This window comes from Agarivorans sp. D1326 (genome assembly GCF_056958115.1).
On the sequence record NZ_JBTWEN010000003.1, the window covers coordinates 118,974 to 135,220 of the forward strand.

General features: G+C 45.3%; 13 protein-coding genes. 10 read left to right on the forward strand and 3 right to left on the reverse strand.

Annotated features, from left to right (window positions below; genetic code table 11):
- Window positions 1-47 precede the first annotated feature (47 nt).
- The 5 genes from betA (at window position 48) to arsB (ending at window position 6,497) form a co-directional block, all read left to right on the forward strand.
- The gene (gene betA, locus ACYFDN_RS07170; RefSeq protein ID WP_483510569.1) at window positions 48-1,718 is read left to right on the forward strand and encodes a choline dehydrogenase; all 1,671 of its coding nucleotides are present in this window, start codon (window positions 48-50) and stop codon (window positions 1,716-1,718) included.
- 532 nt (window positions 1,719-2,250) lie between these two features.
- Window positions 2,251-3,885, forward strand: coding sequence for a dihydroxyacetone kinase subunit DhaK (locus ACYFDN_RS07175; protein ID WP_483510570.1), 1,635 nt, complete (start codon window positions 2,251-2,253; stop codon window positions 3,883-3,885).
- A gap of 10 nt (window positions 3,886-3,895) precedes the next feature.
- On the forward strand, window positions 3,896-4,972 hold the full coding sequence (locus tag ACYFDN_RS07180) for a glycerol dehydrogenase (protein ID WP_483510571.1): 1,077 nt from the start codon (window positions 3,896-3,898) through the stop codon (window positions 4,970-4,972).
- 128 nt (window positions 4,973-5,100) lie between these two features.
- Entirely contained in the window at window positions 5,101-5,427 is a 327-nt protein-coding gene (locus tag ACYFDN_RS07185; RefSeq protein WP_016400497.1) for a metalloregulator ArsR/SmtB family transcription factor, read from the forward strand.
- Window positions 5,428-5,480: 53 nt separating this feature from the next.
- Window positions 5,481-6,497 carry an ACR3 family arsenite efflux transporter gene (gene arsB / locus ACYFDN_RS07190; RefSeq protein ID WP_483510572.1) on the forward strand — a complete coding sequence of 339 codons (1,017 nt, stop codon included), beginning with the start codon at window positions 5,481-5,483 and terminating at the stop codon, window positions 6,495-6,497.
- 24 nt (window positions 6,498-6,521) lie between these two features.
- On the opposite strand, the gene ACYFDN_RS07195 is transcribed toward arsB, so the two are convergent.
- Window positions 6,522-7,433 (reverse strand): LysR family transcriptional regulator, encoded by a 912-nt coding sequence (locus ACYFDN_RS07195; protein WP_483510573.1) that lies wholly within the window; start codon window positions 7,431-7,433, stop codon window positions 6,522-6,524.
- Between the two features lie 148 nt (window positions 7,434-7,581).
- Here ACYFDN_RS07195 and ygiD point away from each other — a divergent pair, with 148 nt between their 5' ends.
- The 3 genes from ygiD to ACYFDN_RS07210 all read left to right on the forward strand — a co-directional run bounded on the left by ygiD (window position 7,582) and on the right by ACYFDN_RS07210 (window position 10,351).
- The gene (gene ygiD, locus ACYFDN_RS07200; protein ID WP_483510574.1) at window positions 7,582-8,403 is read left to right on the forward strand and encodes a 4,5-DOPA-extradiol-dioxygenase; all 822 of its coding nucleotides are present in this window, start codon (window positions 7,582-7,584) and stop codon (window positions 8,401-8,403) included.
- Window positions 8,404-8,416: 13 nt separating this feature from the next.
- Window positions 8,417-9,376 (forward strand): glutathione S-transferase family protein, encoded by a 960-nt coding sequence (locus ACYFDN_RS07205; RefSeq protein ID WP_483510575.1) that lies wholly within the window; start codon window positions 8,417-8,419, stop codon window positions 9,374-9,376.
- A 369-nt stretch (window positions 9,377-9,745) separates the two neighbouring features.
- Window positions 9,746-10,351, forward strand: a complete 606-nt coding sequence (locus ACYFDN_RS07210; RefSeq protein WP_483510576.1) for a PEP-CTERM sorting domain-containing protein — start codon at window positions 9,746-9,748, stop codon at window positions 10,349-10,351.
- A 103-nt stretch (window positions 10,352-10,454) separates the two neighbouring features.
- Here ACYFDN_RS07210 and yghU read toward each other — a convergent pair whose 3' ends face one another.
- Window positions 10,455-11,312 carry a glutathione-dependent disulfide-bond oxidoreductase gene (gene yghU / locus ACYFDN_RS07215; protein ID WP_483510577.1) on the reverse strand — a complete coding sequence of 286 codons (858 nt, stop codon included), beginning with the start codon at window positions 11,310-11,312 and terminating at the stop codon, window positions 10,455-10,457.
- Window positions 11,313-11,902: 590 nt separating this feature from the next.
- Here yghU and ACYFDN_RS07220 point away from each other — a divergent pair.
- Window positions 11,903-13,003, forward strand: a complete 1,101-nt coding sequence (locus ACYFDN_RS07220) for a DUF3179 domain-containing (seleno)protein (RefSeq protein ID WP_483510578.1) — start codon at window positions 11,903-11,905, stop codon at window positions 13,001-13,003.
- A 308-nt stretch (window positions 13,004-13,311) separates the two neighbouring features.
- Here the strand turns inward: ACYFDN_RS07220 and ACYFDN_RS07225 are convergent, their stop codons facing one another.
- Entirely contained in the window at window positions 13,312-13,617 is a 306-nt protein-coding gene (locus ACYFDN_RS07225) for a hypothetical protein (RefSeq protein ID WP_483510579.1), read from the reverse strand.
- Between the two features lie 612 nt (window positions 13,618-14,229).
- Here ACYFDN_RS07225 and ACYFDN_RS07230 point away from each other — a divergent pair.
- Window positions 14,230-16,218, forward strand: coding sequence for an alpha-amylase family glycosyl hydrolase (locus ACYFDN_RS07230; RefSeq protein WP_483510580.1), 1,989 nt, complete (start codon window positions 14,230-14,232; stop codon window positions 16,216-16,218).
- The last annotated feature ends 29 nt before the right edge of the window (window positions 16,219-16,247 follow it).

The window sequence follows — 16,247 nt, forward strand, 5'->3', positions numbered from 1 at the left end:
TCAGCACTAACAATTGCTTAGGCTAGTTTGGCCAAACAGGGAATAAGATGAACACCAATTACGATTACATTATTGTTGGCGCAGGCTCGGCGGGTTGTGTATTAGCCGACCGCTTAAGTTCTTGCGGTAAACATAGGGTTTTATTGCTTGAGGCGGGCGGCAGCGACAAAAGTATATTTATTCAAATGCCTACCGCTTTGTCTTACCCCATGAATAGCAAAAAGTATGCATGGCAGTTTGAAAGCCAGCCAGAGCCGGGTATCGATAATCGCCGTTTGCATTGCCCAAGAGGGCGAGTGCTTGGTGGCAGTTCTTCGATTAATGGCATGGTGTATGTGCGTGGTCATGCTTGCGACTTTGATGAATGGGCAGAGCAGGGCTCACAGGGGTGGAGTTATCAAGAGTGCTTGCCCTATTTTCGCCGGGCTGAGTCGTGGATACAAGGCGCTGATGATTACCGAGGGGGCGATGGCCCACTGGCTACCTGTGGCGGTAATAATATGAGCTTGAACCCGCTTTACCAAGCCTTTATCGATGCTGGCCAGCAAGCGGGTTACCCAACAACCAGTGATTACAACGGTTACCAGCAAGAGGGTTTTGGTCCCATGCATATGACCGTAGACAAAGGCGTGCGCGCTTCAACATCAAACGCTTACTTACGCCGTGCTCTTAAGCGCAGCAACCTCACCTTGTTAAAGGGCGTGCTTACTCGCAAGGTATTAACTAAAGACCAACATGCTATTGGGGTAGAAATTGAGCGAGCCGGTCAAGTAGAAAAGCTGTTTATCAACAAAGAAGTGCTGCTGGCTGCAGGCTCTATAAGTTCGCCGCAGTTATTGCAGCTATCGGGCATTGGGCCGAAAGCCGTTTTAAAAGATGCAGGTGTTGAGCTGGTGCAAGATTTGCCAGGTGTGGGGGAAAACCTGCAAGATCACTTAGAAGTGTATTTTCAATATGCCTGTCGCCAGCCGATAACCCTTAACAGTAAGTTAGGGCTAATTAGCAAAGGCTTGATTGGCGCGCGTTGGCTATTGCGAAAAGACGGTTTAGGCGCAACTAATCATTTTGAATCTTGCGCGTTTATTCGCTCGCGGGCTGGACTTAAATGGCCGAATATTCAATATCACTTTTTACCCGCCGCGATGCGTTACGACGGCCAAGCTGCTTTTAGTGGACATGGTTTTCAGGTTCATGTTGGGCCTAATAAACCCCAAAGCAGAGGGCGAGTGTGGATTAGCTCGGCCGATCCTCATGCCAAACCTAATATTCAGTTTAACTACATTAGCACCGAGCAAGACAAGCAAGACTGGCGTGACTGTATTCGTTTAAGTCGAGAGATTTTGGCGCAGCCAGCCATGGATGATTATCGCGGCGAAGAGATTCAACCCGGCGCTAATATTAACAGGGATGAAGCGATAGATGCGTGGGTAAGGCAAAATGTAGAAAGTGCTTATCACCCTTCGTGCAGTTGTAAAATGGGCGGTGATGATGACCCAATGGCCGTGGTAAATAGCCAGTGCCAAGTAAAAGGCATTACTGGCTTACGGGTGATTGATTCCTCAGTATTTCCTACTATTCCTAATGGTAATCTTAACGCCCCTACCATTATGGTGGCGGAGAAAATAGCGGACTCTGTTTTAGGAAAACCACCGCTTGCTCCTTCTACGGCATGCACTTGGATAGCCCCTGATTGGCAAACGAAGCAGCGAAGTACTTAGCTCTGCATAGCGCTAACTAAAACTTAGCTTTGTGCCAACTGTGGCCGACTATCTCGCTTAGTTAGCCTCAGCTAATCATTTCATTATTTGCAGTTATTTACCGACTAAATTATGCCGCACATCTCATTTTTGTAAACGTTTACACTTGTTCTCTTGATTTATTTTTTATAGAGGAACACATTAACATCAGAAATGTTGCACTGCCAATTGGCTGGTTTTTAAACCCCAAATGTAGCTGTTATAGAGTTGTCACTGTTATTCACGCACTGCTTAGCCGTTGTGGCGTTTTTGCAGCGGCTTCTTTATTACTTGCTCCACTATGCCTTAAAAGCTAAATACAGTGTTTTCTTGCTTTTATATGTAAACGTTTCCATTTTGTGTTCATGGCTATAAAAGCCAACGAGGCGGGCTTTGCTACACATGCTTTGTTGCACAGTGTAAGCACAAGGGGAAACGCGGATTAAACAACAAGGCACTAGCAAAGGCATTAAAGAAGTTAGTAACTAGCAGTAAATAACGGAGGTTTTTTTACATGGCCGATTTAGTGATTAATGACAGAGAATCGTGGGTAAATGACTCGATTGATGGAGCCTTATATACCCAACAACACAATAACCTTAGCCGCTTAGATTTTGGCAATGACATTAAAGTTATTGCCCGATCAGATTGGCGTAAAGACAAAGTGGCAATTATATGTGGCGGTGGCTCGGGCCACGAACCTGCACATGCCGGTTTTGTTGGCAAGGGCATGTTAACTGCAGCGGTGTGTGGTGATTTGTTTGCCGCCCCAAGTGTAGACGCAGTGCTTAATGCAATATTGCATGTTACCGGCGATGCTGGCTGCTTGGTGATTATTAAGAATTATACTGGCGATCGACTTAACTTTGGGCTTGCTTGCGAGAAGGCCAAAGAAATGGGCTGCAAGGTAGAGATGGTAATTGTAAGCGATGACATCTCCATTCCGGATAACCCTAAACCTCGTGGTATTGCAGGCACTTTATTTGTGCATAAAGTTGCCGGTTATGTCGCCGAGCAAGGCGAAGATCTAGCCGCCGTAACCAAAGCGGCACAAGACACCATTGATGCAACGGCAAGCATTGGCATTGCCTTACAGAGTTGCACCTTACCCAGTGATAACACTGAAGAGCGCATTGCAAAAGGTAAAGCTGAGTTAGGTTTGGGGATTCATGGTGAAGCAGGCATAGAAACTATTGACCTAAGCCAGTGTAAAGAGTTGGTGCGCATAATGTCGGATAAGCTACTAACTGCGTGCCCTAGCGATAGCCACGCTGTGCTGATTAACAACTTAGGCGGCCTATCTCCTATTGAGATGAACGTAGTAGCAAAAGATGTCGTTGAGTCTGCACTGGGTGAAAACGCCGAATACTTTATTGGCCCGGCACCGCTGATGACCGCCATCGATATGAAAGGCTTCTCTATCTCAATGTTAAAGCTCGACGAGCTTAAACGTGCCGCCTTGTTTGCTGATAGCCAAACAAGTGCATGGCCTGGCGTTAGCACTAAGCAGCCTTTAGTGACAACAGCCTGTGAGTCGCAGTCTTCGACCGTTAAATTTGCCGCTTCGCAAAATGATGAAGTGGCCAGCGCTTTACGCACTGTGTGTAACACCATCATTGATAGCGAAAGTGCACTAAACCACCTCGATGCCATTGTGGGCGATGGAGATACCGGTTCAACCTTTGCCTCTGGCGCACGTAAGGTGCTTGCCGAATTAGACGCTAATCAATTGCCTTTAAACGAGCCTGCGCTGCTGATGACGGTGATTGGCCAACAGTTAACTACGGTAATGGGCGGCTCATCGGGTGTATTGCTGTCTATCTTCTTTACCGCGGCTGGTCGAGAGTTAGCTGGCAATGATGATTTAGTAGCGGCCCTGCAAGCTGGCTTAGCCAGAATGATGCATTACGGCGGCGCTGCAGTAGGCGATAGAACCATGATCGATGCTTTATTCCCGGCTTTTGAAGCCTGGAAGAAAGATGGTTTTACTGCTGGAGTACTGGCGGCAAAAGCAGGGGCAGAGAGCACGCTAACGATGACTAAAGCAAACGCTGGGCGCTCGTCTTATTTAAACAGCGACACCTTAAATGGGGTAAAAGACCCTGGTGCATTCGCTGTTGAAAAAGTATTTGAATCATTATCGAAGTAGGGAGATGAACATGGACAAGATTATTATTTCACCCAGCAAATACATTCAGGGCGAAGGAGCATTAGCTAACATTGGTGAGTATGTTGCTACTTATGGTATGCAGCCATTGGTGATTGCCGATGATTTTGTAATGGGCTTAACCAAAGGCACTGTTGAAGCGAGTTTTAACGAACAGCTTGTTGAATTTGATACTTTTAATGGCGAGTGTTCACGAGAAGAAATTAACCGTTTAATCGACAAAACTGATTCGGTAAAAGCGGACGTGATTATTGGTATAGGTGGCGGCAAAACGCTAGATACCGCTAAGGCTGTTGCTTATTATTCGAAGCTGCCAGTGGTGATTGTGCCAACCATTGCTTCTACCGACGCACCGACCAGTGCTTTAGCGGTTATTTACACCCCAGAAGGTGAGTTTAGCGAGTACTTACTATTTCCTTCTAATCCCAATATGGTGATTATGGATACCGCTATTATTGCCGCAGCACCAGTGCGCTTAATTGTTGCCGGCATGGGCGATGCCTTGTCTACCTGGTTTGAAGCGCGCGCCAATATGACCTCGGGTAAAACAACCATGGCAGGCGGCGCACCAACCCGCGCTGCACAGGCTTTGGCTAAGTTGTGTTTTGAAACTCTAATGGCCGATGGCCTGAAAGCCAAAGTGGCCGTAGAGAACAAGGTAAGCACTAAAGCCGTAGAAAACATTATTGAAGCCAATACCTATTTAAGTGGCATTGGCTTTGAAAGCTCAGGCTTAGCTGCAGCGCACGCTATTCATAATGGATTAACCAAGCTTGAAGAGTGTCACCATTTACTACACGGTGAAAAGGTTGCTTTTGGTACGCTCACTCAATTGGTGTTGGAGAATGCACCTTTAGAGGAAATTAATCAGGTGATCGCGTTCTGTAAATCAATTGGTTTGCCTACTAACCTGCACGATATGGGAGTTAAAGAGATTGATCGCGATAAGTTGCTTAATGTAGCCGAAGCATCGTGCGCAGAGGGCGAAACCATTCACAACATGCCGTTCCCTGTTACCGCTCAATCGGTACTGTCGGCAATATTAACTGCCCATCAATTGGGTAGTTAACTCCAACTCCTTAAGCACAACTTTAGTTGTTTTCACCGAGCCATTAGGCTCGGTTTTTTTTGTTTTAACGTTGACAAAAAAATAAACACATGCAAAATACCACATATGTAAATAAATGCATGTGAACGATGAACCCTCAATTATTTTATAAATGCCTCGCTGATGATGTTCGCCTAAAAGCCTTAATGATTATTGCCGAGGCTGGTGAGGCTTGTGTCTGTGATTTGATGCAAGCCTTGCAGCTTGATCAACCAAAGACTTCTCGCCATTTAGCGCAGTTACGCAAATGCCAAGTATTGCTCGATCAGCGGCGCGGTAAGTGGGTGTATTACCAATTACACCCTGAATTACCAAGCTGGGCCGAACGGGTGTTGCGCGAGACTCAAGCCAATAACAAAGACTACTACCAAGCAGAGTTAGCGCGCTTTGAAGCGAATAAACAACAGCTTTGCTAGTGGATTGATCACAGAACTCACCCTCACAGCTAGCTGGGGAAGAAGGTAACAAAATGGGATTATTTGAACGATATTTAACAGTATGGGTAGGTTTAGCCATTGTTGTTGGCATTGCTGCGGGCAGCCTAGTGCCCGAGGTATTTGCGGTAGTGGCTGGCCTTGAGTTTGCACATGTTAATTTGGTGATTGCCTTACTTATTTGGCTAATGATTTACCCGATGATGGTGCAAATTGATTTCTCATCGATTAAAGATGTGGGTAAAAAACCAAAAGGTTTGCTGCTTACCATTGTGATTAATTGGCTGATTAAACCCTTTAGCATGGCGTTGCTAGGTTGGTTGTTTTTTAAAGGTATCTTCGCCGATTGGGTAGACCCAAGCACCGCGACTGAATATATCGCAGGCATGATCTTGCTTGGTGTAGCACCCTGTACCGCGATGGTATTTGTGTGGAGCCAGCTAACCAAAGGCGACGCTAATTATACCTTAGTGCAGGTTTCGATTAACGACGTAATTATGATCTTTGCCTTTGCGCCTATCGCCGGCTTTTTGCTTGGGGTGAGTGATATAACGGTACCTTGGAATACCTTGTTAATGTCGGTGGTATTGTACGTATTAGTGCCACTTATAGCAGGGGCGATTACCCGTAAAAAGCTAGATAAAAAGAATGACCATTCAAGGTTAAATCAGTTTTTGGCCACTATGAAGCCTTGGTCGATTATTGGTTTGCTGGCCACTGTAGTGTTGTTGTTTGGCTTTCAATCGGAAACAATATTAGCCAAGCCTGAAGCCATTGTTCTTATCGCTATTCCTTTGCTTATTCAAACCTATGGCATTTTTGCGCTGGCTTATTGGTTAGCCAAGCGCATGCGTTTGCCACATAACATTGCTGCCCCAGCTTGCATGATTGGCACCTCTAACTTTTTTGAGCTAGCAGTAGCGGTTGCCATATCGCTATTTGGTTTGCACTCTGGTGCTGCGCTAGCCACCGTAGTTGGTGTATTGGTTGAAGTGCCAGTAATGCTCTCTTTGGTATGGTTTGCCAATCGCACTCGCCATTGGTTTAGTTAATCTAAAATCATTACTCTCTCTGCGCTAAGCCGCGGGGAGGGTGACAATATCGTTGTTCTGCACATCTTCAAGCGCAAAATCTATCAGCGCCCTTACCTTACGAGGCAGCACATTACCTTCTAAGTAAACGGCATAAAGCGGATGCATTGGCAGGTCGTAATTATCTAAAAGCTGCACCAGTTTTCCTTCACTCAACTGTTTATGTAAAACAAAGTTTGGACACAGTGCCACACCGCAGCCCTCTGCTGCCCAATCTCGAGCAACATTGGCACTATTCACCATCAAGTTTCTAGATGGATGAAAGGCATATTCTTGGCCGTTTTGCCGAAAGACCCAACGATTGGCATTGCGCCTATTGGTGTCGATGATGCAAGTGTGAGTATCTAAGTCATCGGGGCTAAGCGGAGTGCCTTTAAGTGTTAAGTAGCCGGGTGAGGCCACCAAGTGGCTGGTAAATTCAAATAGCTTGCGTGCTTTTAAAGTAGAAACGTCGGGAGTGCCAACGCGAAAAGCGAGGTCGAAACCATCGCTTGCCAGATCTACATGCTGATCGCTTAAGCGCAAGTCGATACTTAGCTCAGGATGGATAGCGGCGAAACGGCTCACTAAACCTTGGATGTAGATTTCGCCAAGAGTTACTGGCGCAGCTATGCGCAATGTACCGTGTAAGCTTGTTGCTTCCTCGTTGATGCCTGCCAGCAAATCATCAAACTCGTCCAACAGGGCGGGGGCCCGATTAAGTAGCTGCTGACCCGAAGGCGTAAGCCCCACTTTTCTTGTAGTGCGTTGCAACAGGCGAGCGCCAAGCTTGGTTTCTAATTCTGCTACGTATTTTGAGGTGAGCCGGTTGGATACGCCTAAGCGTTTTGCTGCTTCGGTAAATGAACCGGTTTGCGCTGTAGCAACAAATGCCTTTAAGCCGTCAATCAAGTCCATGCTAATTACCTATTAAGAACAAATTGGGGATAGTTATTCTATATCTTCTCCATTGTGAGGTGAATCTCTTAGGCTGATAATTGCTGCATTACCGTTTAACGCTTTGCTCAAGCCAAATGGCACGGGGCCGAAGGGAGAAAGAGGCGAGATGGCTACTCTGCAATGCTTAGATATTCTTGGCGCTAATGCGACAACGCAGCCCATGCCGGTGGTGTTTATTGGCCATGGCAATCCTATGAATGCCCTAGAGGAGAATCGCTTTACCCAAAGTTGGTCGCAGCTTGGGCAAGCGTTAACTAGGCCACAGGCAATATTGATGATTTCTGCTCACTGGATGACACCCGGAGTAAGCCTAGTTGATAGTTCCGTCAAGCCTAAAACCATTCACGATTTTTATGGCTTTCCAGAGGCTTTATTTGCCGAGCGCTATCCTGCCATTGGTAACCCCTTGTTGGCGCAGCAGCTCACTGAGCTGTTAAGTGAACAGCAGCTGCAAACCGATAGTAGCTGGGGGCTTGATCATGGTGCATGGTCGGTATTGAAATGGATGTATCCAGCAGCAGATGTTCCGGTATTTCAGCTCTCTATCGATGTATCACAAAGCTTGAGTTGGCACTTCGCCCTAGGCCGGAGCTTGTCAGAGTTGCGTCGCGAAGGCGTGATGATTATTGGCTCGGGCAATGTTGTACATAATCTAGCAGCGCTAAAGCACACCTCTCAACCTTATGACTGGGCAGAAGAGTTTGATGCGTTTTTTGCTAAACGCTTAGCGCAACGAAATTTTTCTGACTTAGTCAACCCAGCAGTCATGGGCGGTTTAATGCGCATGGCTAACCCAAGTTTAGAGCACTATATACCGGCTATTGTGGTTGCCGGCGCAGCTAACAATAACGATTACCTAAGCATGGTAAGCGAAGGTTTTGATCTTGGCGCATTATCCATGCGCTCATTTGTTTTTCATCAAGTTTAAACAGGAGTCACTTATGTTAGTAAATGGAGTATGGACGGAAGACTGGCAGCCTTTGCAGAAGGCGGATGAACAAGGGCGTTTTGTAAGGCAAACTTCCGGATTCCGCCATTGGGTAACCGCTGATGGCAGCCCTGGCCCAACTGGCGAGGGTGGTTTTAAAGCAGAAGCTGGGCGCTACAGATTATACGTGGCCTTAATTTGCCCTTGGGCATCGCGCACGCTGATTGCACGTAAGCTAAAAGGCTTAGAAGCGTTGATCCCTGTTACGGTGCTGAACCCTAGTTTAAGCCCGCAAGGTTGGCGTTTTGGCGGCTACCAAGGGGCCGAGCAAGACCCGTTGTTCTCTGCGAATTACCTACACCAAATTTATACTCAGGCTGATCCCAACTTTACCGGAAGAGCTACCGTGCCTGTGCTCTGGGACACGCAGAAAAATGTAATAGTGAATAACGAAAGTGCTGACATTCTGCGCATGTTCGATAGCGCCTTTGAGCAGATAGTACCTTCTAAAATTCGCCTTTATCCAGAGCAGCATAGTGAAGAGATTGATGCCCTAAATACGCGAATTTATCACCAGTTTAATAACGGCGTATATAAAGCAGGCTTTACTCAGTCGCAAGCTGCTTACGAAGAGGCGGTAAAGGGGGTATTTGAAGTATTAGAAGAGCTGGAACAAAGGCTAGCAAAGCAGCAATACTTAGTTGGGGATACGCTTACCGAAGCCGATATTCGCACCTTTGTAACGTTAATACGTTTCGATGTCGCCTATTACGGTTTATTTAAAACTAATCGCAAACAAGTTGCCGATTACCCCAAGTTATCAGCGTACATGCAGCGAATATTAGCCATTCCTGGTGTGGCTGAGACGGTGAATATCGACCATATTACTCGCGGATATTATTCGATTAAGGCTTTAAATCCTTCTGGTGTGCGGCCAATAGGGCCTGCGCATATTGATGCCCTAAAGGCCTGAAGTGCTTAGTTGAATATGACAAGCTAGATTTTGTTGTTAAATAGGCTATTTTGCAGCAAGTTTACCCAAGTGCACTGGGCTTTAATACTTTAGGTAAATAGCGAAAACTTGTAGTTAGTAAGCTGTTGCAAACAAATAGCCTGTTTTAGCGACTTAGGCCTAAGTAATTTAGTTAAGCTTATGAACTTAAAGTGATTATATTTGATATAACTGTCAGTTTATTTTACATCCTGGAACTGAATGTAATCTTCGTAATAAAATATTTTTATAAATATCAACTGGTTACTGGACTGGTCTAATTTGTGCTTATGGATGCCAGAGTGACAATTTAGTCAACTAACTTCCACTTTCAAAACTTAAGGACAGACTTTGAAAAAGTTAATCAGTTTAATCAGCGTGCTTTTATTTAGCGCTGCAGCACAAGCCACCCCAATTTCAAGCGGATTGATCATTGAGGGGACCACCTTTTCTAGCAACAATGCTTTTCAGTTTTTTAATGATTCTACAGAGGGTGAGAAAATCACCTCGATAACTTGGGACTTAAGCCCAATTGGTGCTTTCTTTGACTCAACCGATACGAGCCCTGGTTTGAGCAGCAGCCCACTTACATTAGGAGCCTCTTCTTCTGTAGGTCATATTTTCCCAACTAACAATGCCTTGAATGGCTCGAGCATTTTAACCATCTCGTTTACTGATTTTGACGCGGGTGAGTTTTTTACCTTTGGTGTCGATACTGATTTCTTAAGTGATCCCGATGCAGTTGGTTTGAATGGCGATCAGTTTTTTGGCGCGACGGCCTTAGCTATTTTCTCTGACGGTAGCCAGCGTTTTGGTACATATGCGCCAACCAATGTTGCTGGCTTCGGCTCAGAAGTATCAATTGTTGAACCTGCAACAGTTCCAGAGCCTGCTTCAATATTGATGCTAGGTTTGGCTTTATGCGGATTGGGTGTTTCTCGTAAGCGTAAAGCCTAATTGGCAATGCGAGTGCTCTTGCATGGGCGCTAGATTATTAAGCCAGTTTTATCTCGGTAACAGAAAAAGCACCCTTGGGTGCTTTTTTATTGGGTAATTGAGCTTAAGGCTTTTTACTTAATACCGCATCAATATCTGCGGCGCTGTGGCGCTCGGCTAATTGCTCCCATTCTTCGCCCCATACTCGATTAACAATACGGCCACGTTGCACTGCAGGGCGTTGCTCTATCTCTTTAGCCCAGCGCATTACGTTGGTGTAGCTTGCTGCGTCTAAAAACTCTGCCGCTTCATACACCGTGTTAAGCACAACGTTGCCATACCAAGGCCAGGTAGCAATATCAGCGATGCTATATTCGCTGCCACCTAAATACTGATTATTGGCGAGGCGTTTATCCAATACGTCGAGCTGACGTTTGGTTTCCATGGTGAAGCGATTAATGGGGTACTCGTATTTTTCTGGCGCGTACGCATAAAAATGTCCAAAGCCGCCACCTAGATACGGAGCAGAACCTTGCAACCAAAATAGCCAATTCATGGTTTCGGTACGAGTGGCTAGGTCTTTAGGCAGCAGGTGGCCAAACTTTTCGGCCAAGTAGAGCAAAATAGCGCCCGACTCAAATACCCGAATAGGTGTCTCACCGGAATGGTCGCTTAAAGCCGGAATTTTAGAATTAGGGTTTATGTCCACAAAGCCAGAGGAAAATTGGTCGCCTTCACCAATGTTAATTAAGTAGGCGTCGTACTCTGCCTCTTTAACGCCTAATGCCAGCAATTCTTCCAGCATAATCGTTACTTTTTGCCCGTTAGGCGTCGCTAACGAGTGCAACTGCAAAGGGTTGGCGCCCACAGCTAGGCTTTTCTCATGCCGTGCGCCTGAATCGGGTCGATTAATGCTTGCCCACTGACCACCACTTTCGCTGTCCATAGTCCAAACTTTTGGTGGTATAAATTCTGTAGTCATTACTGTTCCTTAACTGATTATTTGCGAACAGCATAAAAATGCTGGCAAGTATTGGCGTTAAAAGATCTAGGGTAACTATAAGAACCGTTAACCGATAAAACAATTCTCATAGAAACGACTTTAGTTTAAATACCTTAGCTTGAGCGTTAGGTAACAGCCAAATAATTGCGCCATTCCTATTGTGTTCAGGGAGTTGGCGTAGTTTGTTTGGCGCTAGGTTTAGGTATTTCGTCGCTGCAATTGTTCTATTGGGTACGTCGCCCATTCCTCTTACAGAACTATTCCACGTTTAATGAGCTTTGTAATCAAACGGCTAGTTTCATAATTAAGCTTATATACATCACTAAAAATCCATCCATTGTTCCATTTGTTGAAACTATAGGTTGCTCTGTGCCCTGTTACTCTTATTTACCGGTGGCGATAAGCTAGCTATGAAAATTAGTTAAGCCAGTAAACGCGTAACTCAAGTTTTTGTAGCCCAGTCTATTGCTAAGGCAATCACTCGAGGTAACAAGCAGTAAATTTGACTCGCTATATTGGCAATAAATTTACGGCGTTGTGCCAGTGATGTTTAAAGAAGGGTAAACAACATGAATAGAACAACCTTAAAAGCACTTTTTTATAGCTTGGCCTTATTGATTGTTATTGTCAGCGTCGGCTCGGCAGTAGGGGTAACCGAACCGGGGCAAAAGTTTGGCACCGACAGGGCTGTAGTCGTTTGGCTGCTAGAGCATCGAGTATTGGTGGCAGTAATCAATATACTCATGATGATCGGTTTAGTTGTGCTTAATCGTAGAGCCCAAATTTGGCCACGTTCAATAATGACGGTGTGTTCAGGCCTAGTTGCGCTGGGTATTTGGTGCAGCAACTATGCAACTCAAACAGTGTTTCCTTCAAAGCAGCATAACGCTGAATATTACGACGTAAGTTACGCCGATACTGTGTTACCTGATGACCAAGTAATGTATGTGGTGCAAGTTGGTGACGACGTGCGCATGTTCCCACGTGAGCATCTACAAATCCCCCATATTGCAGGTTGGAACGTAGACGGCACCGATTACACCATGACTTTTTGTGGCTTATCTAACTTGCCGGTAGTGATTGAAGCCGACTACGGTTTAGGCGAGTCTGACTTAAACGTATCGATTCAAACACATAACAATCTGATTTTTAAAGACACCAAAAACGATGTTTTTCTTCAGCAAATTACTATGGAGTCAGAGTTTACCGACCACAAACCAAAACAAGTTCCAAATACTTTAATGTCGTGGGCTGCAGCTCGTGAGTTATACCCTAATGGTCAGGTGTTTATTTACCACTATGACCGTTTACTAGACAAGATGATCAATACCGCTTTCCAAGATGCTTTAGATGTTCAATTTGATAAAACGAGAGAAGATGAAGCTGCGTTTCCTACACTGCGCCTAGACGATAAACGATACAATCAAAAAGAGCTGATTTATGGTTACGATGGTGGAGACTTCCAGTTTGCTTTTAGCATTGATGACGCGCGTACTTTTGCTGGTGAAACCTTTGAAGTGAACGGCCAAACCTTAAGCATTAAATACAATAGCGAACATGACTTTGCCTACTTGGTAGATGGAGAAGGAGAACAGTTACCTACTCATAACGGCTTATTCTGGATGGTGTGGTCGCACTGGTTCCCTGATACCGTTACTTTAAACGGCTAGCCGATACCCTGAGCTATAAACAACAAAAAGCCCGCTAAGTAGCGGGCTTTCTATTTATTAGAGCTAGCCACTTATCTTGTAAGTTGCTGTGTGTTTTTGGGGGGCTGTTGTAACTCGTTTATGCACCATTCGGTGTTAACGCAATTACTCAGTGGCAAATCGTGCCACTGAAATTACAGTACTTTTGTTCATGGTTACCAGCAGAGAGGTCGTGGCAGAAAACTCCCAGAATCGTTCAGCTATTAACATTTTTCGCGGACTTCCACATTTGGATTCTACGCCAACGACTCAGATCTTGTTTTTTGTCACTATGCGGATCTTCCTTGTTCAAACCATTCATCAACAGCGTCTCTATCGACATAAATATCGTGCCTTTCTAGGATATCCAGTGTTTCAGTAATTGATGATGCAAAATAGTGCGGGGCAACTGTAGAATTTTCTGGGCTTTTCATTTTTTCCATCACTGTTTGCTGTAGTGATGTAGATACAACAGAGACATTACATACCAAGCCTTTAACCCCTAAATATAGCTCTTCTAGCGGTGTTTGTGAGTCAGGTACCGCTAAGCCCCAATCTCTTGCATCGCCAATGTATGCCCACTTCTGTACGTTCATTGTATTAATTTGTTCTTCTAGCTCTTTACTGAACTGCAGAAAGGCTAATTCATTCCAAGACTCAAAAACCTGTACAATTAGTAGTGAGTCACTAAATTTCCGTATCCTCCATCGCCCATGTAGACGCATACACCCCCCATCCATGAACACATACTGACAAAATTGTAGAACAAGCCTGTCTCTGATGGTAGCTTAGTTCGAACTGTTCTCGCAGATACGGCCATTCAACGCATAAGTTATCGCTATGGTTGAATAAAATGAGCTGTTCGCTTAATACCTTCATACACAGAAATGTCCAATTACTTCCAAATCAGGCACAGTGTTCAGCGGTGCTTGATTGCATTTTGGGATACCAAAAGTTATCTGATGGGTAGATTATGTTCCGTAAAGCCAAACTCGTTTATGTCCAAAAGCTTGCTAGGACTCAGTAAGGAGCTAAGCCGCAGAGCGTTTAGCTACTTGGGCCTAAGCTGGGACTTCAATAAGATCCTCATTATATATGTGCTGGCAAATGGAGTTTCTGCTTCACCACCTTGAACCTTGCTTATGGATTGCTGCTGGCTTTGCTCAAAATAAAGCGTTTGCTCACCCAAACTATCGGAAGATGAAGCTATGCTAATTGTTTTTACGGTGGGGGAATGGCTGGTGTTACGTTTGTTTTTTATCTTGCTAGGTTTGCTGTTCAGTCAGGGCTTATATTCTGCTGAAGCGAAAGACTGGTATCGCTCGGCCAGTTTTTATCATATCTGGCTTAAGTCTTTTGCGGCCTCTCACCAGCAGCATGAGGTTGGTGACATTCAGGGCATTATTCAGCGCTTCGACTATCTAAATGATGGCCAGGCCAATGCGGGGAAGGATCTGGAAGTAGATGCCATTTTGCTTTCGCCTTTTTACCTTAGTGCGCGAAGTTCTGAAGATCCCTTAGATAATATTCATGGCTATGACGTGGTGGATTATTACCAAGTTAATCCAGTGTTTGGTGATAAGGCTGATCTTAAGCAATTGATAGACTTGGCCCATAGCCGCGGGGTAAAAGTGCTGTTTGATTTTGTACCGGCTTATACCTCGATAAAACATCCTTGGTTTATTAACTCTGCTAATGGCGGCGACAAGCGCGATTGGTATGTGTGGGATAAACAACCCTCTACTCAGTGGCAAGCCGCATGGGGGGGAGGCAGTTGGCAAGATGTTTGGAAAGCTCATGGCAATAGCTATTTTTATAGCTATTTTCAAAGCAGCGAAATTGCCGATTTAAACTTGCATAACCCTCAAGTACGCCAAGCACTGGAGGAAGTATTAAAATATTGGTTCGATTTCGGTTTTGATGGTGCCAGAATTGACGGCGCTCCTTATTTAATTGAAGACGGCCCAGGCAAACAGGCTGACCGGCCTGAAACCTTCCAAATATTGCGCGAGTATCGAGCCATTGCCGACAGCTATGAGCAAGGCAAAGTGCTAATCGCCGAAACTTGGCGACCTTCCGAAATTGTGTCGAAGTACTTTGGTAATGGCCACGATCAAATTCATATGGGCTTTGATTTTGCCTTTGCTTGGCAAATTCCCGGTGCGATTAAACGCGGTAATGATCAAGGCTTGCGCAACTTACATCTGCAGCAAACTCAAGATTATCCGTCTGGTTATCAAACGGCGGCATTTTTAAGTAACCACGACAGTTACCTTTCTAGACCGATGACTGTATATAAGGGCAATGAGAATCAAGCGTTGCAAGCCGCGACTTTACAGTTACTAAGTAGCGCTACGCCGTTCATTTTTTATGGTAATGAGCTAGGTATGTTGGGAGAGCACCAACCTGATGCGCAGCTGCGTGGCTTGTTTAATTGGCAAGATGTAGAGCGGCAGTTAGCTTTGCCAAACTCCTTGTTAAATCAATATCGACGCCTACTTAAGATACGCCGCGAGCACCCCTTTATTAGTGACGCTTCGTTGCATTTTTTAGATACCCATAGCGACAAGGTGTTTGCCTATGCCTTAGCGACCCAGCAGCAGGCGCTGGTGGTGCTTATTAATACCAATAAAACCCCGAGTCGAGCACAGCTTAATATGGCGCAAGTAAGCGCTTTAAGTACTCATCAAGATTATCGCTTATCGCCTGTTTTGGGAGAGCCAGAGCAAAAGCGCCGAGAGGCTTTGGCAGGCGCGGCTAGCTATCAACTGGAACAACTACCGGCAGAGAGTGTAACGGTGCTCTATCTGGGAGAACAACAAGCAAGCTTGGTGGCGGGTTACCCTGGTAAGGTAGTTGCACCTACCACAGTGCTAGTGCCAAGCGCCATTGCCTTAAACAGCTTGTATTTGCGTGGGGATATGAATGGCTGGGATGGCAGTTTACCAATGGCTTTAAGTGAAAACGGCCTTTGGCAAGTTAAGCTAAAGCTGCAAAAAGGCCGTTACCAATATAAGTTTGAAGTAAATGGCCAGCCTTTGTGGGGGCGCAACTGGGGAGATAATAGCCGTAACGGTATTGGCGATATTGATGGCGACAATATCCGTTTAAGGGCGGCTAGTGGTGGCTGTTATTTATTTAGTTTTAACCCGCAAAATCGTCAACATCAGGTGCAACAACAAGAGAGCTGTGATTAGCGCCTAATATGCTTGAGCAGCTAAGTTTG

Bases quoted from the DNA above. Each gene is read 5' to 3' on its own strand.
- ACYFDN_RS07175 (WP_483510570.1), top strand. From the start codon at position 2,251: ATGGCCGATTTAGTGATTAATGACAGAGAATCGTGGGTAAATGACTCG.
- ACYFDN_RS07225 (WP_483510579.1), bottom strand. From the start codon at position 13,617: ATGAACGTACAGAAGTGGGCATACATTGGCGATGCAAGAGATTGGGGC.
- ACYFDN_RS07195 (WP_483510573.1), bottom strand. From the start codon at position 7,433: ATGGACTTGATTGACGGCTTAAAGGCATTTGTTGCTACAGCGCAAACC.
- ACYFDN_RS07230 (WP_483510580.1), top strand. From the start codon at position 14,230: ATGCTAATTGTTTTTACGGTGGGGGAATGGCTGGTGTTACGTTTGTTT.
- ygiD (WP_483510574.1), top strand. From the start codon at position 7,582: ATGGCTACTCTGCAATGCTTAGATATTCTTGGCGCTAATGCGACAACG.
- ACYFDN_RS07185 (WP_016400497.1), top strand. From the start codon at position 5,101: ATGAACCCTCAATTATTTTATAAATGCCTCGCTGATGATGTTCGCCTA.
- arsB (WP_483510572.1), top strand. From the start codon at position 5,481: ATGGGATTATTTGAACGATATTTAACAGTATGGGTAGGTTTAGCCATT.
- ACYFDN_RS07180 (WP_483510571.1), top strand. From the start codon at position 3,896: ATGGACAAGATTATTATTTCACCCAGCAAATACATTCAGGGCGAAGGA.
- ACYFDN_RS07220 (WP_483510578.1), top strand. From the start codon at position 11,903: ATGAATAGAACAACCTTAAAAGCACTTTTTTATAGCTTGGCCTTATTG.
- yghU (WP_483510577.1), bottom strand. From the start codon at position 11,312: ATGACTACAGAATTTATACCACCAAAAGTTTGGACTATGGACAGCGAA.
- betA (WP_483510569.1), top strand. From the start codon at position 48: ATGAACACCAATTACGATTACATTATTGTTGGCGCAGGCTCGGCGGGT.
- ACYFDN_RS07205 (WP_483510575.1), top strand. From the start codon at position 8,417: ATGTTAGTAAATGGAGTATGGACGGAAGACTGGCAGCCTTTGCAGAAG.